Raw genomic sequence first — 18,508 nt, 5'->3', positions numbered from 1 at the left:
CGTTGTGCTTTCACGGGCTGAGATCAGCTGGAGTCAGGCCACGCAGCGCGGTGCAGCCAGAGAGCCGCCTCACGCTTGTCCTGCGACGCCTACGGCTTCGACTGGAATTCTTCCTTCGAAACGTAGTTGAAGTCCTCGACCAGGACGTCCTGGACGACGTCGGCCTGCATCCGCTCGTTGACGCGCTGCTTGATCGCCGTCGTCAGGATCGAGAGATCGTAACGGGCGAGCTTCCTGAAATCGAGACGGTCGTCGGCGTAGATCCTGCGGAAAGCCTCGTCGACGACGAACGGCTCCGGCGGAACGTTGAGCTGGTGCATGGTCCGCGCCTCGATGGTGTAGACGAAGCGCGCCACGATGTAGCCCTGCACGCTGCCACCCTCGATCATCGGCACGCTCAGCGCCCGCGTCTTCTGGTATTGCAGCCCATCGAGATACTCGTCCTTCGCCGGCAACAGGCTGCCGTTTTCCTTCCAATAGGCCACGGCATAGCTCGTGCCCGCGGTGAGGATGCAGACCCAGAGGCCGGCCAGCACGAGTCTGATCATTTTCCGTCCTGCGCTGCGCGACCGGTATAGGTGCCGTCCGACTCGGCGTCCTTGATCGCCTTGACGATGATCGACGCGACCTCGCGCACCGCTTCGTAATGCATTTCGAGGACCGAGCGATTCCGCTCGAGCTTCTCGCGCAACCGCTGAATCTCTTCGGTGATCACGGCCTCGGCGCCGAGATGCATTCGTGCCCGCATCAGGCGGACGAATTCGAGCATACTCCGGCTCTTGCGAGCGCTGAAGTCGTCGAAATCGATCTTCTTGCGCGTCGTGAGCGCAATCGTCTCCTCCTCGACGATGCTCTCGAGCCGGCGGATCGCCGCCAGCAGGCCGCGCACCTCGTCCGATCTCGCCGCGTCGATGCCGTCAACCACCGCCGCGCCGCCGGCATTCGGCAATAGCACGGGCAGCTGCGCGCCGCCTGTTGCCGCTTCCATCGTAATCGCCTCGGTGTCCGCGACCGGCTGCTCCATCACCAGGGCCGCCGCGCTTTCTTGTGCCTGCATAGGAAATTCACCCCTCAACGTCTGTCACCCATTCCCGGATCATGATCCGGCCTTCCCCGTAATGTTCGCTGCGGCCGGATTCGCAGCGGCGAGCTGCTTCGCAATGCCGATGCCCTTGCCCTTGGCCAGCTGGTTACCGAGCTGCTCCGCCAGCATCGACTTCCAGACGCCGCCGGCCGTGCCTTTGCCGAAGACCTGCTCCGACTCTTTCGGCAACATCGTCTCGACGAAGGTCTGGAGGATAAAGGCTTCGAACTTCCGGTAGACCTCGCCGGAGGCCGGCGCCTTGATGACCTGCACCGGCGCCCCGTTCACGGCAGTCGACGGCGTTTCAGCGGCCTTCGCGGCTTGATCGGCTGTCGCCGTCCTGGCCTTGCCGACCTCCGCGTCCATCGTGGCGGCGAAATCTGCGTCGGATGATTTCAGCGCATCGAGCTTTGCGGCCGCTGCGCGCTGTGTCACGGGATCGGCAGCATCGAGAACGTCGAGAACGAGGTCGGGCGTCGCTGTCACGATCATGTCTTGTTCCGGCTGGCTGGCCGTGGCGTCCACTCGCGCACGGTGAGGCTTGTTCCTGCGATCTCCTCGAGCGAGCGCTTTTCGGCCTCTCGAAGCTTGTCAGCGAGCGCCGCCTTGGCGACTTCCTCGAACTGCTTCACGCGGCGGCTCTCGGCGCGGACCCGGTCGAGCTGCTGCAATGCCTGCGCCTGAACCGCGCGCGCACCGACGCTGGTCCTGTTGAGCCGTCGCGCGATCGACTCGCTCGACGAACCCGCCGGCGGCTTTCCCTCGTTCAAGGCTCCGACCAGCCATTCCTGCTCATCCTGCAAGCTTTTCTCCTGCTGCCGTAGATGCGCAAGCTGCCATTCGGACAGCCGGAGCTGGAGCTTCACGAGGGAGACCAACCGAGCGAGCTTGTCCGCGCGCGACCTCATGACCGATCACTCCGCCAGCCACGACGAGACGCCGAGCATGAATTGCGTCATCAACTCGTCGCTGGTGAGGTAGAGCAGCAGGAAGCCGCCGAACAGCACGAAGGGCACCGAGATGAAATAGACCGGAATTGCCGGCGTCAGTTTGTTGATGAAGCCGACCGCGAGGTTGACGATGACCGAGTAGACGATGAAGGGGCTCGTGATCCGCAACGTCAGCACGAACGCTTCCGACAGACGACCGACCAGCTGGTCCAGCGCCATGCTGCCGCCGAGCCTGCTGCCGGGATGCCAGACGTCGTAGGAGTTCATCAGCCCGCGCAGGACCTGCCAATGCTGATCGGTCATGAAGAAGAGCGTGGTGACGGACGCCATGATCAGCGGCACCAAAGCGGGCGCCGGATCGGTGTCGCCGATCGGCGTGCCCGGGATGTTGCTGAGCCCGATCGCACTCGCCATCACGGTTGCCATGGTCTGGAGCGCCAGGAAGAACACGCGCCCGCCGAGGCCGATGACGCTGCCGACCAGGATCTCGGAGCCGATCAGCAGTGCCAGCGTCAGCGGCGCCGCATTCTCTGTGAGCGGTTTCAGGACCGCGATCAGGATCGGCGCCAGCGCAAACGTCGTCACGAGCGCGATGAACAGGCGGACTTGGGCCGGGACGTTGACGCTGGAGTAGCCGGGCACGAACATCAGGCAGGCGCCGATGCGGCAGAACACGATGAACGTGACCAGCACGCTGTCGGCAAGGCCGCTGATCACGATATGGCTCCGAGCGCGCGGATCTCGGCGCAGCGCGCGACCTCGACATGCGACAGGATCGGCAGCGTCGGGAACACCCGCTCCAGGATCATCCGGACATAGGGACGGGCTTCGGGGGTCACTGCCAGCACCACGCTGGTGCCGGTCTCGGTAAACTTGCGGATCGCCGTGCTGGCCTCCGTCGCGAACTGCTCGATCAGGCGAGGATCGGCGTCGAACTCGACCACGTCCCCCTTGGCGTCGCGCTTCAGGCTCTGGTGGAAGGCGAGATCCCAGCGATTGCCGAGGCGGACCACGTTGAGCACGCCGTTGTCAGAGAGGTCGCCGCAGATCTGCTGCGCAAGACGCGTGCGCACGTGCTCTGCGACCTGCTCGGAGCGCCGCACATGGGGCGCGATCTCGGCGATGGCTTCGAGGATCAGATGGAGGTTGCGGATCGACACGCGCTCGGCCAGCAGGATCTTGAGGATCGCCAGCAGGCCCGAATAGGAGATCTGCGATGGGCAGAGATCCTCGACCAGGCGCTTGTATTCGGGGTCGAGCCGATCGAGCAGCGCGCGCATGTCCTTGTAGGACAGCAGCTGGGCGAGATTCGCCCGGATCACTTCGCTCAAATGCGTGAGCAGCACCGAGAGATTGTCGACCGGCTTGCAGCCCTGGCGCTTGACTTCGTCGGTGAAGGCCTCCGTCACCCACAGCGCCTTCATGCCGAAGGCGGGCTCGATCACCTCGTCGCCGGGCACGTCGGGCTTGCCGTCCTTGTCGACCAGCACCAGCACCTCGCCGAGCCTGAGCTCGCCATGCGCAACGCGCGTGTCGTGAATCCGGATCTGGTATCCCTTGGGATCGATCGACAGATTGTCGGTAAGCTTGATCTCGGGAATGACGAAGCCGTACTGCTTGGCGAATTTCTTGCGGATCTTGGCCACCCGGTGAGCAAGCTCGGTGCGCGCGCCCAGCAGATGGACCGAAAGGTGGCCGCCGAGCGCCAGCTCGATCTCGGCGGTCTTGAGCGATTCCTTGACGGATTCCTTGGCCTCGGCCTGGGCGCGTTCGTCGGCCTTGCGCGCGTCTTCCTTCTGCTTGAGCGCCGCCTGCCGCTTCGGCAGTGAGTAGCCGACGAAAGCCATGACGCCGCCGAGCAGCAGGAAGGGCGCCATCGGCAGGCCCGGCATCAGGGCCAGCACGAACATCATCAACGCAGCGGCCCACACGGCGCGGGGATAGCCGCCGAGCTGCCGCAGCACCGCCTGCTCCGCCGATCCCCTGGTGCCGCCCTTGGAGACGAGAAGGCCGGCCGACAGCGACACGATCAGCGCCGGCATCTGCGACACCAGACCGTCGCCGACGGAGAGCTTGGTGTAGACGTCGGCGGCACGCGACAGGGTCAGGCCGTGATGGGTGACGCCGATGACGATACCGCCGAAAATATTGATCGCGGTGATGAGCAGGCCGGCGATGGCGTCGCCGCGGACGAACTTCGAGGCACCGTCCATGGCGCCGAAGAACGCGCTTTCCTCCTCGAGCTCGCGGCGCCGGCGCTGGGCCTCCTTGTCGTCGATCAGACCAGCCGACAGGTCGGCGTCGATCGCCATCTGCTTGCCGGGGATAGCATCCAGGGTGAAACGGGCGCCGACTTCGGCGATACGCGTCGCACCCTTGGTGATCACCACGAAATTCACCGTCACCAGGATCGCGAAGATGATCAGGCCGATGACGAAGTCGCCGCCCATGACGAATTTCGAGAAGCCCGCGACGACGTAGCCCGCGGCCTGCTCGCCCTCCCCGCCGCGCGACAGGATCAGGCGGGTCGTCGCGACGTTGAGCGCCAGCCGCAGGATCGTCGCGATCAGCAGCACGGTCGGGAAGGCGGAGAAATCGAGCGGCCGCTGGATCCACAGCGCGACCATCAGGATCAGCGCCGACAGCGCGATCGAGAAGGCAAGTCCGAGATCGATCAGGATCGGCGGGATCGGCAGGAACAGGATCGTGAGCATGGTCACGATGCCGCCCGCGAAGAAGGCGTCCGCTCCGAATCGGCGCGGGCTGGGCAGGCTAGCAGCTAACGTATCGGCCATGGGTCACCGGCAGAGGGTCCGCCCGGTAATCTGCCGCGCAAAGCTTACGCGAGGGTGGTGGCCGACGGCCGCGCGGCTCAGAAGCCGCGCTCGATATGCGAATAGACCATCTCGGTGAAAGTGGAGAGATGAGCGCCGATGAAGGAGCCGGAGACGGCGACGACCACGAGAAGGACGATGATCTTCGGAACGAAGGTCAGCGTCGCCTCCTGGATCTGGGTCAGCGCCTGCAGCAGCGCGATGGCGGTGCCGACCAGCATTGCGGCCCCGACCGCGGGGCCGGAGGCAACGATGATGGTCCAGATCGCCGCCTGGACGATGTCGAGGGCGTCGCGCTCGTTCATGACTGGCTGATCGTGAGCCCGGGCCCGACGGCGACTTTCGTGCCGTCCTCGAGGGTCGCGACGGAACCGTTGGTGTTGATGGAGATCGATGCGACCTTGCCGCTGAAGGACGCGCCGGTCGAGTCGGTGAAGGTGACCTTCTTTCCGATCAGCCCATCCGCCTGCGACAGCGACTGCGAGGACAGCAGCGCATCCAGCTTGTTATTGGTCTGCATGGCCTGCTCGACCGTCGAGAGCTGGGCGAACTGGCTCATATATTGCGACGTGTCCATCGGATTGGTCGGGTCCTGGTTCTTCATCTCGGCGACGAGAAGCTGAAGAAACGTGTTGTAGTCGACGCCGGTCTTCGACGTGGACTGGGTCGAGTTGTTCGTATCGGACGACTTGCTGGTGCTGTCGGTCGCGCTGGGGACGTTCATGTTGCCTCTCCGCTGTCAGGCAGCCTCGAATGGGGCGGCGGCGCCGGCCAGGATGGCTTGCTCCACCGGGAACAGCGCCCGAATTCGCTTGAGCGCCTCGAAATAACGGGTCGCCTCGACCAACTCGTCGACCGCGGCAAGTCCCTCCAGCATCTCGCGGCTTTCGCACACCGCGACCAGGGCCGCGTGGTGCTGCTCATAGAGCGTCGAAGCATCGCGGACGTCGGTCGGGTTCATCAGCATGAGTTGGACGATGAAATAGAGCTGGCGCATCGCCGTGGTGGCGTCGGAGGCCTGCATGACCTGCCCTTCGAGCAGGAACATCACGTCGTTGACGAGCTCGACCGAGACCTTGCGGTCCACACGCAGAACCGCGCCGTTGATGTAGATCCGTTCGCCCGCCCGCAAGGAGATCTTCATTAAAGCGCGTCTCGGATCATGCGGTTGATTTCGATGAGCTGCGTCACGTCGTCCGACTTTTCCTCGCGAAGGCGGTCGGCTTCCTTGACGACCCACAGACCGATCGAGATGATGTCGGCCCGCAGCTTCTCGGGAAGCCCGTTCTCCGGATGCGCGAGATCCTCGATGAAGATCGCCCACAGCCGCCGCACGTAGAGCAGGCTCTGGACCTGATCCTCGAAACTGGCGCGTCCCTTCTGGAGGCGCTCCAGGCGGTCGATGCCGAGGCTGAGCGCCTGGCGCTCGCGGCCCCTCGCCTCATAGCCGCTATCATCGACGACCGATTCATAGGCTTCAAACGTCATCAGGACCACACTGCGCAGGAAATCGACGAACAAGACAAAGGTTACGAGCCTTGGCTCAGAGATAGTTGAGGAGGCTGATCTTCTGGAGCTGCGACGTGAGCGCGAGCGCCGTCTGGATCTGGGTCTGCAAGGTGTTCACGCGCACCGAGGCTTCGGCCGGATCGACCTTCTCCATACCGACGATCTGATTGTTCAGAATGTCCTGCTGCGTCTTGAGCTTGTCGGTTGCGGAGGTGAGCCGCTGCTGGACCGTGCCGACATCGCCGCCGAGCGTAGCGAGGCCGGTGATGGCGTTCCCGACGAGGCCGATCGCCTTGTCCACGACGACCTGGAACGTCGACTGATCCAGGTTCGCGTTCCCGAGATCGGCCATCATGGTGTAGGCCTCGGCGAGCATGCGGAAGGCGGGTTGATTGGCGCTGACCGACGTATCGGCGATCTCGGTCGTGGAGATACGGCTTTGCATGACCTGGTCGGTGGCCGACGACCAGTTGGTGTTCCAGGCCGGGCTCGCGAACTCGGCATCGAAGGTGGTGTTGAGGAAGGTCTGCATCTGGGCCGGCGTTATGTTCTTCACGTTGGGCGAGGATTGCGAGAAGCCGAAGAACGTAGAGAAATCGGCGTCGACCCGGTTCTTGCTCGCGGAGCCGGCGGCGTAGGGTGTCACCGGCTGGTTCTGCGTGTTGATGCCTGAGAACAGGAACGAACCGTTATAGGAGACGTTCAGCGCGCCGATCAGATCCTGCAGGTTGGAGGACGCAGGCGGCAGGATGATCCGTCCGCCGCCGTCGGTGCTGCGGGCCGCGATCAGATCCTTGAGGAAGGACGTTGCGGTCGTGTTGAGCTGGGTGATCCGATTCTGCGTCACGTCGAGGCGTCCCGCGACGAGCCCGTTGGTGTCGACAAGCTGATCGGCGAAGCTGAGGTCGGCACGCAGGGTGAGGTCGCCTCCCGTCGTGGCCCCGAGCTCGAGGCCGACATCGTAAAAGCGGCCGGTGGTCGCCTCCTTCGACGCCTTGCTGAGCAGGGACTGGTTGTTCGTGATCGACGACCTCAATGACGACGATAGCATCAAGGTCGAGATGTAGTTCGCGCTCATCATGGCTTATTTCCCCACGGCAGCCAGCAGGCTCTGCAGCATTTGGTCGACGGTCGAGATGATCTTCGACGACGCCGAATAGGTGCGCTCGACCTGGAGCATCAAGGACATCTCGTCGTCCATGTTGACGCCGCTGACGTTCGACAGCGCCGCGGTGCTGCGGTCGAGCAGCGTCTTCTGGTAGCTGACGTTGGCGTCCGCGGTCTTGCGCTGGTTTTCGATCCAGCTGGTCGACGACGATGCGAAGTCGATCAGGCTGCCGTTCGGCTTGCCTTGCGTGGTTGCATCGAACGGCTGCGCGGCATCCATGCCGCCGATGAGCTGCTGCAGCCGGGCCGAGTAGCCGCCGTTGCCTGCGGTGTTGTATCGGTATGCGACGTTGCCGCTGATCGCGCCATCGCGCAGCAGATTCGGGTTGCCGCCCTTGGCCGGGTCGACCGACGCCGCGACGCTGATCAGGCCGGCCAGGCCGACCGAGACGGTGGCGCTCGCAGGCATCGCCGGCGCGCCGGGATAGGTGAAGAGACCGGGAACGTCGGGCAGCGCCGCGGCGGTCTGATCGCTCTCCCTGAAGGTATTGATCAGGCCGCGCGCGATTTCGTCGAGCTGGCTCTGATAGGTGACGGTGTCTTTGTCACGCAGCTGGGCGAGGCCCGCGAGCTTGCCCGACTTCAGCGGCATCACCGAATTGGCACCGGTTACCGGGACGCCGTCGATGACCACCGCGTTGCCAGTGGTGCCGGGCGCATAGATGTTGGTCGCCGCGAAGCTGACCGTTCGGGCCGTCTTGTCGAACAGCACGACACCGCTGTCGGTGTAGAGCGCCGCGTCGCCGTTGGGGCGGAGCGACATGGTGACGCCGAGCTCCTGCGACAGCTGCGCGACGATGCTGTCGCGCTGGTCGAGATAGTCGGTGACGTCGTCGCCCGAGATCGTGCCCTTCACGATCGCGGTGTTCACGGTCCCGAACTGGGAGAGCAGCTGATTGATGTTCTGGACCGACGTTTTCATGTCGGCATCCGCGCCCGCACGGACCGACTGCACGGTCTGCGTCGCCTGGTTGAGCGCGTTCGCCATGTCCTTGGCGGACGTCACCGCCGCCTGCGCCAGCGTGGTGTTGTCCGGAGCGTTGGCATATTGCTGCAGCGCCTTCTTCAGCGCATTGAGCTGCGCAGTCGGCGACTGGTTGAGCTCCGGATCGTCCACCGTGGCGGATGCAATCTTCTGGAGACCGTCATAGATCGCGGTCTGCTTGGTCGACGACGAGGTCGCGATCAGGACGTTGTCGTAGAGACCTGAACTCGCGGCGCGCTGGATCGCCGCCACATAGACGCCGGCCCCGGGCAGATTGTCCAGCACGGCGATCTTGCGCGAATAGCCGGCGGAGCTGGCGCCGGCGATGTTGCGCGAGATCGTCGAGGACTGGATGCCCGACGCCATGAGCGAAGAGCGAGCGGAGTCGAGAGCGGCGGTAAGGGACATGATTGGCTCTTGCCCGGAACGAGCGCTGAAGAATTCAGCGCTTCAGGTTGACGACGATGTCGAGCAGGTCGGCGCCGGTCTGGAACGATTTCGAGTTGGCGGTGAAGCCGCGCTGGGCCTCGATCATCCCGGTGAGCTCGTCCGCGAGGTCGACGTTGGAACCTTCCAGGGCGCCGGACTTGATCGTGCCGAGGCCGCCGGTGCCGGCGTTCCCGGCCTGCGCGTTGCCGGACTTCATGTTGGTCGAATAGACGTTGCCCGGCTCCGGCGTCAGATTGTCGGGGCTGGCGACGTCGGCAAGCATGATGGTGAAGAGCGTCAGCGACTGTCCGTTCTTGAGGACCGCGGTCACGTGGCCTGTATCGTCGACATTGACCTTGTCGATGGCCGAGGGGACGCTGCCATTGACGGTGGCCTTGAAGCTGAAGTCGGTTCCGACCTGCGTCATGTTCGCCAGGTTCATGGTCATCGGCGCACCGCCAGGGACGGTGAAGGAGAGAGTCTTCGGGCTCGCCGCGGCCAGCGTGCCTTTGCCGGCTGCCGTCGTATCGAAGGTGAACGTGGTGGCGGCGCCTAGCGACGTACCCGTCGCGGAGTCGTAGACCCCAATCTGCCAGGTGTCCGAGCCGGCGGCTGTCGCCGTGTGGGACATGTAGACGTCGAGCGTAACGGCCTGGCCGATATTGTTGTAGGCCACGATCGAGCTCTTCGACGAATATGACGCCGGACCGGGCGGACCGGCGATCACGGCTGCTTTCGGATCCAGATTGCCGGTCGTAAGCGTGCCCGCCGTCGACGGCACAGGCACCTGCGAAACCTGGGCGATGTTGACGATCTGCATGCCGGACAGGCTGTTCTGCGAGAAATTATTCACGTTACCGGGTTGGCCCAGCAGGTAGAAGCCCGCCGCGTTGACCAGATTGCCCTGGGCGTCCGGCACGAACGAGCCGGCGCGCGTCAGATATTGCTGCGTGTTGTTGGCGTTCGACACCACGAAGAAGCCGTTACCCTGGACGGCGAGGTCCGTGGTCGACGTGGTGAACTGCGTATGTCCCGCGTCGCTGATGGCGTAGCGCACCGTGGTCTCGACGGCGCCGGAGTCGTAGTTGCCGGAGCCGCTCTTCAGGATCAGCGAGGAGAACTCGGTCGAGGCCCGCTTGTAGCCGGTCGTGTTGACGTTCGCGATGTTGTCCGAAACCGTCGACAGCTTGTTGGACTGCGCGCCCATCCCGGACACGCCGGTGCGCATAACACCATACAGGCTCATGAATTAGGCTCCTTCGGTAGGTTGCCGCTACAATGCGGGTTCTTGCTTGCGCGGGGCTGATGATTGGGAACCATGCACAACTTTAGGGTTGTCCTGGTCATGTCGTCTTTGGTTGACAGAACGAGCGCGCCTTGTCGGTCCATGCGCCGAAGCCGCTCGAGACGAGATGCGCGACGATGTGGCAGACATAGCGCTTCTGCGCCGGCTGATTGTTGGGGCCGGCATTGTAGCGGGCGACCGCCATGGTCCAGCTGCCCTCGCGCTGCTTCAGCTCCTTCAGGAAGCGCGCGGCATATTCCACGTTCTTGGCCGGATCGAACATCGCGCGCACGGACGTGAATTTGTCGCCGTGATAGTAGTGGTTGATCTGCATGCAGCCGAGGTCGATCAGCTTGATGCCCTTGGCGCGCATCGCCTCGAAATTCGCGATCGCGTCGTTCATGTCCTTGGCGAACACGGTCTGGCCGTCGGCACCCAGCGCGTAAGGATAGAGCGCGCCGCGCCGTCCGGTTTCGGTCAGGCCGACCGCATAGAGAATGCCGAGCGGAATGCCGTGCTGCTGGGACGCACGCGCCATCTCGCGCTCGCAGGGACGCGCATTGTCGGTTGCCGCTGCCGCGGTGCCCGCGTTACAGATAAACAGGGCCGCGACGAGTCTGCTGGCCCACGTCCTGATCATGACGCGTCTCCTGGTTGGACTGGCGCTCCTGGCGGGGCTGCCTCGCCTCGCCATCCGATTGTCCCGACGAAGTGCCGGCACCGTCGAACGTGCCTTGCGACTGGGGCGGCGGCTGTTGTTGGCCCGGGAGCTGCGGTTGCGACTGGCCGGAGCCGCTCTGGAATCCATCCAGCGAGCCGTGCTGCACCGGTGCGACGTCAGCAACGTAACCTGCCGACTGCATCAGATCGCGGATCTGGTCGCGCTGCTGGTCCAGCATCTGGCTGGTGTCCTTGCGTTCGGCCGCAAGGTGGACGGACACCTCGGTGCCGACGAGACGAAGGCGCACGGTGACGTTACCGAGCTGCGGCGGCTCGAGATTGATGGTCAGAATCTTGAGCGGCTCCGGCGCGTTGGTCTGTGACATCGCGAGATCGGCCGCGGATGCCCCCGGCGCCGCGGTTTCCTTCAACTCCGTAACGACCGCATTGGCGACCTGCTGCGGCGCGTTGAATTGCGCCGGCGGCAGATGGGTCTCCTGCTGGACCACGGTGACCTTGGTCGCTTCGGGCAAGGTGTCCCGCGACGAGGCCTTGACCGCGCGCTCGACGTTGGCCGTGACGGCTTCGAAGCCTGACGTCGCAGGCATTGCCTTCGCAGCCTCGCCGCCTTGCTGCGGCGTGGCCTGCTGAGCTGCCATCGCTTGCGAAGCCGGACCTTGCGCGCGTGGGCTGGCTGGATCTGCAGCGGTCGCCGCGGAATCGAGCGCAGCCGCCTTGGAAGCTGCCTGAACCTCCCGCTTGGTCGAGGAGGGCCGCTCATCTCGCGCGGGCGTGTCCTTCCTGTCGCCCGTCGGCAATTGCATCTGCGGATTCGCGGCTGCGAGCTCCGGGCCAGCGATCACCGGAGTGCTCGATCGGCTCTGGGCATCCGCTTTCGAGGCGATATCGACCGGATTTTGCTTCTCCGACGATTTGCTGGTTTTCTCGTCGGAAGACTTCTCCGTTGCTTCGGGCTCGTCGGCCGCTTCGGCGCGCTCGTGCACCGTGCCGTTCTTCCCGGTCGGGTGCGCCAAGCGCGTGCGCAGCGTTGCGGTCTTCACGGCCGTGTCGCCGCCCTCATCGTTCAGTGCCCGCTTCGCGAGGTTCGAGACAGTGTGGAGCAGATCGTTGAATGACGAATCCGCCTGCGATTTCGCACCAGTGCCCTTCCCCGAACGCGACGCCCCGCGCATGTTGAGGCTCTCGGCAAGGCCGGAGAAAACCTGTCCTGAGGTTCCGCTGAGCTTCGTCATGGACGACGATCCCTGGTGAGAAGTTCGAGTTCGCTGAGTTGCTTCTGCGCGCGCGCGAGGGCCGCGGTCGACGACGCGAGATCGAGACGCGCCGGTGTTGCCGGCGGCTTGTCGGCGGCGGCAGACCCGCTCGCGAACGGCTTGCGGACGTCGAGCGCGAGCTGCACCGTCGCATTCAGAAGCGGAACGTCGCGCTCGGGCAGTTTCGAGCGATCGAGCGCCTTCAGCTCGGCAAGACCGCCGTCATATTCGTCGGTGAGGGCACGCGAGGCACCGCGGAAGAGATGCGCTCGCTCGCGCTCCGCAGAAGCATCGGCACTGAGCGTCAGCGCGCGCTCGCCGGCAAGCCGGGTCACTTCCAGCCGTCCGCGCAGCATCGCGGCGCGTGCGATCACGAGATAGAGCTTGAGGCGGCTCGCGCGGTCGATCTGCTCCAGCAGGCTGCCGATCCGCGAGAAGCGGCGCTCGTCGAGCGCGATGCTCGATTGCGTCAGGCCGGAGGAGAAGCGCTGCCAGAAGTCGCCGGCATAGATCGAGTTGCGATAATGACGGATGTAAGCCAGCGTCAGGAACTCGAACTTGTCGAAGTCCTCGGCCTGTCCGACCAGCAGGATCTCGCGGCGCAGTGCGGCTTCCTCCACCAGCGTGCCGGGCAGAAGCAGCCGCGCGTCGTCGAGGCGCTCGATCGCGAGCGATGCTTCAGAGCGTGCGAACAGCGCACCCTGAACCAGCGCGACCTGTCCGCCCAGGCCCGACGGAAGCGTCCGCGGCTTGACGTCCTTGAGCAGCTCGCGCGCTTCGTCCTGGCGGCCCTCGACATAGGCGAGCGCGCCGTCGAACAGCCGCCCCTCGACATTGATCTTGTCGCGCGGCAGCTTGCGAACCAGTTGCGGCGCGCCGCCGCTGAGCATGTAGATGACGACGGCCTGGCCGTTCTGCGGATTGCTCCACACATTCGCATCGGCGGCGAGAAACTTCTCGCCGATCTGCCGGATCAGCGCGATGTGGCTGCCATGCGCCGCGGTGTCGCCGTTGGCAATACCGTCCTGCACCGCCTGCAATCCGCGCACGAGCTCATATGGTTCGCTCGACGTCGATGCCGGCGCAGGAGCCGGCGCGGGGGTCGGCGCAGGAGCCGGCGCCGGTGCGGTCTCGGCCAAGACGCGTGCAGCCGTCAGCGGCACCAGCATCAGCAACGCTGCGCAGAGGAGCAGCCTGATCAAGGGCGCTTCTCCCGGATCAGGATCTCGATGCGGCGATTCTGCGCGGCCGCCGGATCGTTCGGAAGCTTCGGCCGCCGGTCGGCGTATCCTTCGACATGCTCGATCCGCTGCGCATCGACGCCGGAGCGGACGAGCATGTAATAGGCCATCTGCGCGCGGGCCGTCGACAGCCGCCAATTGTCGTAGTTCTCGGACTTGTACGGCCGATTGTCAGTGTGGCCACGGACGATGATCACGCCCTGGCGTTTCATCAGCAGCGGCCCGATCTTGTCGATCACGCGGATCAGCTCGGGCCGCGGCTCGGCCGAGCCGACCGCGAACATGCCGAAGCTTGCATCGTCGGTCAGGCTGACCAGCAGGCCTTCCTCGACCTGACGCACCTCGGCCACCGGTCCCGCGCCGGCCTTGATGTCCGACAACGCATCCGCGATCGCTGACTGGAGCTGCTTGACGGTCGGCTGCTGCGTTTGCGCCGCATCGCGCGGATCGGAATTCTTCGCTTGATCGCCGGGGCGCGACTGCGCGGCGGCATTGGCTTGAGCGGCAGCCTGGGCGCCTGATTGCGCATTCGCCTGGGCACTGCCATCGCGCTGCGCCTGCGACGGCGCAGGTCCCGGCGGCAGCAACGGCGACAGGCTTGCGGACGCCGCATCGGCATTCGGAGCCACGCTTCCGCCGGCGTCATCCTGCAGGGCACGGCGCGCTTGCGGCGCGCCCTGCCCCGGTCCGGATGCGCCCTCGCGCGCCGAAGCATTCGGCTTTGGCTCACTGTCCACGAAGCGGTCCGCATCCTTCGACATCTGCGGCGCCAGCTTCCAATAGCCGGGATCGAACGGATCGCGATAGGCGTCGCCGCCCTTGAGGCCTTCCTCTTCGGCGGAGGTCAGGGCGCCGGCGCGACGCTGGCCCGAGGCCTGGTTCGAGCTGTTGGCAATCTCGGCAAGCGTCGCGAAAGGATCGCGGAACAGCACCTTCTCTTCGAAGGAAGCCGGCTTCTCCGCCGTCGGCGAGTCGCCGCGACGCTCTTCGTTCGGCCCGGCCGGCTGCCGCTTGCCGTCCTGGCCCTCGAACTGCGACGGCTCCCTCTTGGCGAGATCCTTGAGTCCTTTCGGTGCAGGCGCGTTCTCCGCGAGCTTGATCGGATTGAAATAGCTCGCGACCACCTGCTTCTGGTCCTGGTTGAGGGCGTTGAGCAGCCACATGACCAGGAAGAACGCCATCATCGCGGTCATGAAATCCGCATAGGCGATCTTCCAAACGCCGCCGTGATGCGCCTCCTCGGCGAAGGCGCTGCGCCGGCGGACGATCACGATCTCATGCTTGACCTCTTCCATGGCGACTACCGGCGCGCGTCCTTCAGGCGCTCGCTCCACGCCGATATCTGGGTCTCGATCACGGTCTGGTCGGCGACGACGCGGACCTCCAAGGTCTCGGCGGGCTCGTACTCGATGCTTGCTCGCCTGGAGGCGTCGAGCTGCGTCCTCACGAGATCAAGCAGCTCGCTCGGACCCGTCACCTTGAACACCGGCACCGGCGAATTGCCGGTCAGAGCCGCGACCTGCTCGACCAGCGACCCGATCGCCTTGTCGCGGACCGCATCGGCGAGGAACGGCAGCAATATGCGGGCGACGGAGCTCGCGATGTTGGTCTCGATCTCGCGGCATGCCGCCTCGAAACCGCTGACGATCGCTGCCGCCTGCTGGTCGGACCATTTGGCGCGCTCTTCGCCCAGCCGGATGGCGCTACGCACCCGCTCCTCGGCGACCTTGGCATCGCCTTCCGCAACGCCGGCGGCAAGGCCGCGACGATAGGCGTCTTCGAGAAGGTTGGCCGGTGGGGCTTCCGCCTCGGACGCCGGAGCCGGCGACTGAAGCTGCGGCTGCGATTGAGGTTGGCGTTGCGGCTGAGCCGGCGGCTGCGGCTCGCGCCGGGCCTCCTTCTGTCGCGTCAGCACGTCCTGGATCTTGGGCGGCGGAGGCGGCGGCGACTTGACCCGGCCGCTCGCGTCGAACTGCGTCAGGAGTTTTCCGATTGCCGCGTTCATGCCGCCTCCTCGCGTCGCATCCAGTCTTTAAGGATTGCTGCCGCCTGCATCTGATCGAGCCGGACGATCTGCTCCAGCCGCTTCTGCGGCGTGCGCTGCATCTTGCCTTCGAGGTCCTCGACGAGGTTGAGCTCGGGATCCTGGCTCTCGGCCAAGGCGAGAGCCGCGGCTGTCTCGAGCTCAGCGGCCTCGGCGGCCTCGGTCTGCTCCTGCTGCGCGCGGTGAGTCAGGATGCCGTTGACCGCGGGACGAAGCCCGAACCAGACCAGCATCGAGGCGACGGCGAGGATCGTCACCGCGTTGATGACGCTGCCGAGCTGCTTGTTGATCATCTCGACGAAGCTGATCGGCGGCACCGGCGCGAGTTCGCGCGAGCCTTCGATGAAGTCGACGGCCGTCACCTGGATCTGGTCGCCGCGCGTCTTGTCCAGTCCGCCGGCGGTCGCCGCGAGCTGGCTGATCTCGGCGAGCTTGCTGTCGATGATGGCCTGGTTGCTCTTGTCGCCGAGGTCGGCGACGAGCCGCGCACGGTTCACCAGCACGGCGATGAAGAGTTTCTTGACCGAATAGCCGTCGCTCACCGTCGTCGTGGTCTTCGAGGACACTTCGAAATTGGTGACGTCCTCGCGACGGGTCTTGTCCTCGCTGGAATTCTTGGTGCCGCCGGAATTGACCTGCTGGTCGGGAAGGTTCTGCTGCACCGTGGTCGGCTGCGAACGGTCCGCGTTCTGCGACGATTCCTTCTCGCGGACATTCCGCACCGAACGCTCGGCGCGGCTCTCCGGATCGTAGACGGTCTCGTTGATCTGCCGCTTGTCGGTGGAGAGCTGCGGGGCGACGCTCACCTCGAAATTGTCGAGGCCCAGATACGGCGTCAGCGCCTTGCGGATATTCTCCTGCACCATGCCGCCGACCGTCTTCTGGAGGCTCGCCATCTTGGTCGGCGCAGCGCTCGCCTCGTCTTCCTCCGCGAGCAGCATCGAGCCGTCGGCGTCCAGCACGGTCACCTTGTCGCGGCTCATGCCGGGAATGGCGGCTGCGACGAGATGGCGGATCGACTGCGCGGTGCGCGCCTCGATCGCGCCGTCGGTGCGCAGCACGACGGAGGCCGAAGGCGGCTGCTGCGTCGCGCGGAACGAGCCGCGCACCGGCAGCACGATATGTACCCGCGCCGCCTTGACGCCCTTCATCAACTGGACGGTACGCGCGATCTCGCCCTCGAGGGCGCGCAGCTTGGTCACTTCCTGCATGAACGAGGTCAGGCCCAGCGAGCCGATCTTGTCGAACAGCTCGTAACCGGAATTGGCGCTGGTCGGCAGGCCCTTTTCGGCGAGCAGCATCCGCGCCTGCATGGTCTGGCTCGGGCGTACCGAGACAGCGTCACCGGCCGTATTGACGTCGAAGGCGATGTTCTGCTCGCGCAGCGCCGCGCCCATGCGCGTCACGTCCTCGCGGGTCAGGCCGGTATAGAGGGTCTCGAATTCCGGCCGGCTCAGATAATACGCGCCGCCGACGACGGTGACGAGAACGGCAAAGCCGATCAGTCCCAAGGCCATCAGGCGTCGCGGCCCAAGCTCCAGCAGATTGTTGAGCAGTTGCTGTATCTGCGCACGACTGAACAGCATATGACCTCGTACCAATGCGAACGTAGAGGACACTCCGCTGCCAACCTTGTCTGAAGGTTGCGCAAGGACACGAATGTGTCAGTTCGCTGGCGAGGCGTTGTAATTTTGCAAGAATTTTGCTCCGACGCAGACGGTCCGGCAGCAGCTGTCGCGCACGCGAACGCACGCCAACGCAATCGGCTGCGGGTGCTGCATGAAGTCTGGCGTCAGGAGGTCATTGCGGGCACATCATGTGCCGCCAAATCCACCGTTCATGGCGGGGACCGTGCTCCCATGGGGAGCACGGTCGTCTTGAAAGCCGAAGCTTACTTGAACAGCGACAGGATGCTCTGGCTGTTCTGGTTGGCGATCGAGAGCGCCTGAACGCCGAGCTGCTGCTGGGTCTGGAGCGCCTGCAGGCGGGTCGATTCCGCGTTCATGTCGGCGTCGACGAGCTGGCCGATACCGCGATCCACGGAGTCCATCAGGGTCTTGACGAATTCCGTGTTGGTCTGGATGCGGTTCTTGACGGCGCCGAGATCGGCGGCGGCCGTAGCCACCTTGTTGATCGCAGCGGTGACCTGCGCGATGTAGGTATCGAGCACGGCCTGGTCGGTCGGTGCATCGGTCAGCGAGGTGATGGTCAGGTTGGCGACCGACACACCGCTGGTCGGCGTGTCCAGAATGCCGCTCGTGCCCGACGTGTAGAGCGAGTAGCTGGAGATCGTCAGGGTGATGGAGCCGATGGTCGGCGTGCTCTTGACGCGGGAGAACGACGACACCAGGTCGAAGGTCGCCGGGGTCGAGGCGGTCGCGCTCAGCCAGTTCACGCCGTTGAAGGTCGCCGCATCGGCAGTGCTCTTCATCTGCTGCTGGATCTGGGTGATGTCCGACTGGATCTTGGCCCGGTCGATACCGGCGGTCTTGGCTTGGACCAGCAGCGACTGGAGCTTGGTCAGGCCGCCGGTCTTGTCGCCGACGACGGCGGTCAGAGCGGTATATTCGGTGTCGACGGTCGCGGCCGACAGACCGAGCGAGTCGGAGACCGCGGAGAGCGCGGCGTTGTCGGCGCGCATCGAGGTTGCGATCGACCAGTAGGCGGCGTTGTCCGACGCGGTCGAGACGCGCTGGCCGGTCGAGATCCGGTTCTGCGTGGTCGCGAGCTGCGAGCTGACGTTGCGGAGGGTCTGCAGCGCAGTCATTGCAGACGAGTTAGTGAGAAGGCTAGAACTCATTTTTGACGTCCCCTGGAAATAGAATGAATCTTTTGGGACATACCGGGCTTGCACCGGTACGACAGGACGGCGTCATGCCTTTGGGCTGCGGAAAAGCGCGCCCAACCTGTCGTATCGGCGGCGATAGCACGCGAAGTTTGTGCGAGGCTTGCGGCGCCGTAACCGGGCCACAGTAGTGCAGCCGGAGTCACGGCATGCGCGGGACGTCACGCCAAAATGAAAGGGCCGCGCTTCGCGAGAAGCGCG

20 protein-coding genes are annotated in these 18,508 nt (G+C 64.9%); all 20 read right to left on the bottom strand.

All coding sequences use genetic code 11. The features are described 5' to 3' along the window. Positions 1–89: 89 nt before the first annotated feature. The gene (locus AAFG16_RS10580; protein WP_283084484.1) at positions 90–548 is read right to left on the bottom strand and encodes a hypothetical protein; all 459 of its coding nucleotides are present in this window, start codon (positions 546–548) and stop codon (positions 90–92) included. Then, complete coding sequence (locus AAFG16_RS10575; protein ID WP_283084483.1) at positions 545–1,057, bottom strand: flagellar biosynthesis protein FlgN; 513 nt, start codon at positions 1,055–1,057, stop codon at positions 545–547. The genes AAFG16_RS10580 and AAFG16_RS10575 overlap by 4 nt, the downstream gene beginning before the upstream one ends. 39 nt (positions 1,058–1,096) lie before the next feature. Next, on the bottom strand, positions 1,097–1,576 hold the full coding sequence (locus AAFG16_RS10570; protein WP_342739060.1) for a rod-binding protein: 480 nt from the start codon (positions 1,574–1,576) through the stop codon (positions 1,097–1,099). Further along, complete coding sequence (locus AAFG16_RS10565; RefSeq protein WP_342739059.1) at positions 1,573–1,992, bottom strand: hypothetical protein; 420 nt, start codon at positions 1,990–1,992, stop codon at positions 1,573–1,575. Before AAFG16_RS10565 ends, AAFG16_RS10570 begins: the two co-directional genes overlap by 4 nt. A gap of 6 nt (positions 1,993–1,998) precedes the next feature. Then, complete coding sequence (gene fliR, locus AAFG16_RS10560) at positions 1,999–2,751, bottom strand: flagellar biosynthesis protein FliR (protein WP_283084480.1); 753 nt, start codon at positions 2,749–2,751, stop codon at positions 1,999–2,001. Continuing rightward, positions 2,748–4,829 carry a flagellar biosynthesis protein FlhA gene (gene flhA / locus AAFG16_RS10555; protein WP_342739058.1) on the bottom strand — a complete coding sequence of 694 codons (2,082 nt, stop codon included), beginning with the start codon at positions 4,827–4,829 and terminating at the stop codon, positions 2,748–2,750. The genes fliR and flhA overlap by 4 nt, the downstream gene beginning before the upstream one ends. 77 nt (positions 4,830–4,906) lie before the next feature. Beyond that, the gene (gene fliQ / locus AAFG16_RS10550; RefSeq protein ID WP_283084478.1) at positions 4,907–5,173 is read right to left on the bottom strand and encodes a flagellar biosynthesis protein FliQ; all 267 of its coding nucleotides are present in this window, start codon (positions 5,171–5,173) and stop codon (positions 4,907–4,909) included. Continuing rightward, a complete protein-coding gene (gene flgD, locus AAFG16_RS10545; RefSeq protein ID WP_283084477.1) occupies positions 5,170–5,592 on the bottom strand; it encodes a flagellar hook assembly protein FlgD in 423 nt (140 codons plus the stop codon). Before flgD ends, fliQ begins: the two co-directional genes overlap by 4 nt. Positions 5,593–5,607: 15 nt before the next feature. After that, the gene (flbT, locus tag AAFG16_RS10540) at positions 5,608–6,012 is read right to left on the bottom strand and encodes a flagellar biosynthesis repressor FlbT (RefSeq protein ID WP_342739057.1); all 405 of its coding nucleotides are present in this window, start codon (positions 6,010–6,012) and stop codon (positions 5,608–5,610) included. After that, positions 6,012–6,356 carry a flagellar biosynthesis regulator FlaF gene (gene flaF, locus AAFG16_RS10535; RefSeq protein ID WP_283084475.1) on the bottom strand — a complete coding sequence of 115 codons (345 nt, stop codon included), beginning with the start codon at positions 6,354–6,356 and terminating at the stop codon, positions 6,012–6,014. The genes flbT and flaF overlap by 1 nt, the downstream gene beginning before the upstream one ends. A gap of 55 nt (positions 6,357–6,411) precedes the next feature. Then, positions 6,412–7,458 (bottom strand): flagellar hook-associated family protein, encoded by a 1,047-nt coding sequence (locus AAFG16_RS10530; RefSeq protein WP_283084474.1) that lies wholly within the window; start codon positions 7,456–7,458, stop codon positions 6,412–6,414. A gap of 3 nt (positions 7,459–7,461) precedes the next feature. Further along, the gene (gene flgK / locus AAFG16_RS10525) at positions 7,462–8,937 is read right to left on the bottom strand and encodes a flagellar hook-associated protein FlgK (protein ID WP_283084473.1); all 1,476 of its coding nucleotides are present in this window, start codon (positions 8,935–8,937) and stop codon (positions 7,462–7,464) included. Between the two features lie 34 nt (positions 8,938–8,971). Beyond that, complete coding sequence (locus AAFG16_RS10520; RefSeq protein ID WP_283084472.1) at positions 8,972–10,204, bottom strand: flagellar hook protein FlgE; 1,233 nt, start codon at positions 10,202–10,204, stop codon at positions 8,972–8,974. A gap of 97 nt (positions 10,205–10,301) precedes the next feature. Then, a complete protein-coding gene (locus AAFG16_RS10515) occupies positions 10,302–10,883 on the bottom strand; it encodes a transglycosylase SLT domain-containing protein (RefSeq protein WP_283084471.1) in 582 nt (193 codons plus the stop codon). Next, positions 10,834–12,156 carry a flagellar hook-length control protein FliK gene (locus tag AAFG16_RS10510; protein WP_342739056.1) on the bottom strand — a complete coding sequence of 441 codons (1,323 nt, stop codon included), beginning with the start codon at positions 12,154–12,156 and terminating at the stop codon, positions 10,834–10,836. Before AAFG16_RS10510 ends, AAFG16_RS10515 begins: the two co-directional genes overlap by 50 nt. Beyond that, positions 12,153–13,379, bottom strand: a complete 1,227-nt coding sequence (locus AAFG16_RS10505) for a chemotaxis protein (protein ID WP_342739055.1) — start codon at positions 13,377–13,379, stop codon at positions 12,153–12,155. Before AAFG16_RS10505 ends, AAFG16_RS10510 begins: the two co-directional genes overlap by 4 nt. Continuing rightward, complete coding sequence (locus AAFG16_RS10500; protein WP_342739054.1) at positions 13,376–14,713, bottom strand: MotB family protein; 1,338 nt, start codon at positions 14,711–14,713, stop codon at positions 13,376–13,378. Before AAFG16_RS10500 ends, AAFG16_RS10505 begins: the two co-directional genes overlap by 4 nt. Before the next feature lie 5 nt (positions 14,714–14,718). Next, positions 14,719–15,423 (bottom strand): hypothetical protein, encoded by a 705-nt coding sequence (locus AAFG16_RS10495; RefSeq protein WP_342739052.1) that lies wholly within the window; start codon positions 15,421–15,423, stop codon positions 14,719–14,721. Further along, positions 15,420–17,048, bottom strand: coding sequence for a flagellar basal-body MS-ring/collar protein FliF (fliF, locus tag AAFG16_RS10490; RefSeq protein WP_283084466.1), 1,629 nt, complete (start codon positions 17,046–17,048; stop codon positions 15,420–15,422). The genes AAFG16_RS10495 and fliF overlap by 4 nt, the downstream gene beginning before the upstream one ends. A 305-nt stretch (positions 17,049–17,353) precedes the next feature. After that, on the bottom strand, positions 17,354–18,262 hold the full coding sequence (locus tag AAFG16_RS10485; protein WP_283084465.1) for a flagellin: 909 nt from the start codon (positions 18,260–18,262) through the stop codon (positions 17,354–17,356). Positions 18,263–18,508 lie beyond the last annotated feature (246 nt).

Origin of the sequence: Bradyrhizobium sp. B117, assembly GCF_038969555.1 — a bacterium.
GTDB lineage: Bacteria > Pseudomonadota > Alphaproteobacteria > Rhizobiales > Xanthobacteraceae > Bradyrhizobium.
This window is presented reverse-complemented; position numbering and strand designations above follow the sequence as displayed.

Bases quoted from the DNA above. Each gene is read 5' to 3' on its own strand.
- AAFG16_RS10580 (WP_283084484.1), bottom strand. From the start codon at position 548: ATGATCAGACTCGTGCTGGCCGGCCTCTGGGTCTGCATCCTCACCGCG.
- AAFG16_RS10575 (WP_283084483.1), bottom strand. From the start codon at position 1,057: ATGCAGGCACAAGAAAGCGCGGCGGCCCTGGTGATGGAGCAGCCGGTC.
- AAFG16_RS10570 (WP_342739060.1), bottom strand. From the start codon at position 1,576: ATGATCGTGACAGCGACGCCCGACCTCGTTCTCGACGTTCTCGATGCT.
- AAFG16_RS10565 (WP_342739059.1), bottom strand. From the start codon at position 1,992: ATGAGGTCGCGCGCGGACAAGCTCGCTCGGTTGGTCTCCCTCGTGAAG.
- flhA (WP_342739058.1), bottom strand. From the start codon at position 4,829: ATGGCCGATACGTTAGCTGCTAGCCTGCCCAGCCCGCGCCGATTCGGA.
- fliQ (WP_283084478.1), bottom strand. From the start codon at position 5,173: ATGAACGAGCGCGACGCCCTCGACATCGTCCAGGCGGCGATCTGGACC.
- flgD (WP_283084477.1), bottom strand. From the start codon at position 5,592: ATGAACGTCCCCAGCGCGACCGACAGCACCAGCAAGTCGTCCGATACG.
- flbT (WP_342739057.1), bottom strand. From the start codon at position 6,012: ATGAAGATCTCCTTGCGGGCGGGCGAACGGATCTACATCAACGGCGCG.
- flaF (WP_283084475.1), bottom strand. From the start codon at position 6,356: ATGACGTTTGAAGCCTATGAATCGGTCGTCGATGATAGCGGCTATGAG.
- AAFG16_RS10530 (WP_283084474.1), bottom strand. From the start codon at position 7,458: ATGATGAGCGCGAACTACATCTCGACCTTGATGCTATCGTCGTCATTG.
- flgK (WP_283084473.1), bottom strand. From the start codon at position 8,937: ATGTCCCTTACCGCCGCTCTCGACTCCGCTCGCTCTTCGCTCATGGCG.
- AAFG16_RS10520 (WP_283084472.1), bottom strand. From the start codon at position 10,204: ATGAGCCTGTATGGTGTTATGCGCACCGGCGTGTCCGGGATGGGCGCG.
- AAFG16_RS10515 (WP_283084471.1), bottom strand. From the start codon at position 10,883: ATGATCAGGACGTGGGCCAGCAGACTCGTCGCGGCCCTGTTTATCTGT.
- AAFG16_RS10510 (WP_342739056.1), bottom strand. From the start codon at position 12,156: ATGACGAAGCTCAGCGGAACCTCAGGACAGGTTTTCTCCGGCCTTGCC.
- AAFG16_RS10500 (WP_342739054.1), bottom strand. From the start codon at position 14,713: ATGGAAGAGGTCAAGCATGAGATCGTGATCGTCCGCCGGCGCAGCGCC.
- AAFG16_RS10495 (WP_342739052.1), bottom strand. From the start codon at position 15,423: ATGAACGCGGCAATCGGAAAACTCCTGACGCAGTTCGACGCGAGCGGC.
- fliF (WP_283084466.1), bottom strand. From the start codon at position 17,048: ATGCTGTTCAGTCGTGCGCAGATACAGCAACTGCTCAACAATCTGCTG.
- AAFG16_RS10485 (WP_283084465.1), bottom strand. From the start codon at position 18,262: ATGAGTTCTAGCCTTCTCACTAACTCGTCTGCAATGACTGCGCTGCAG.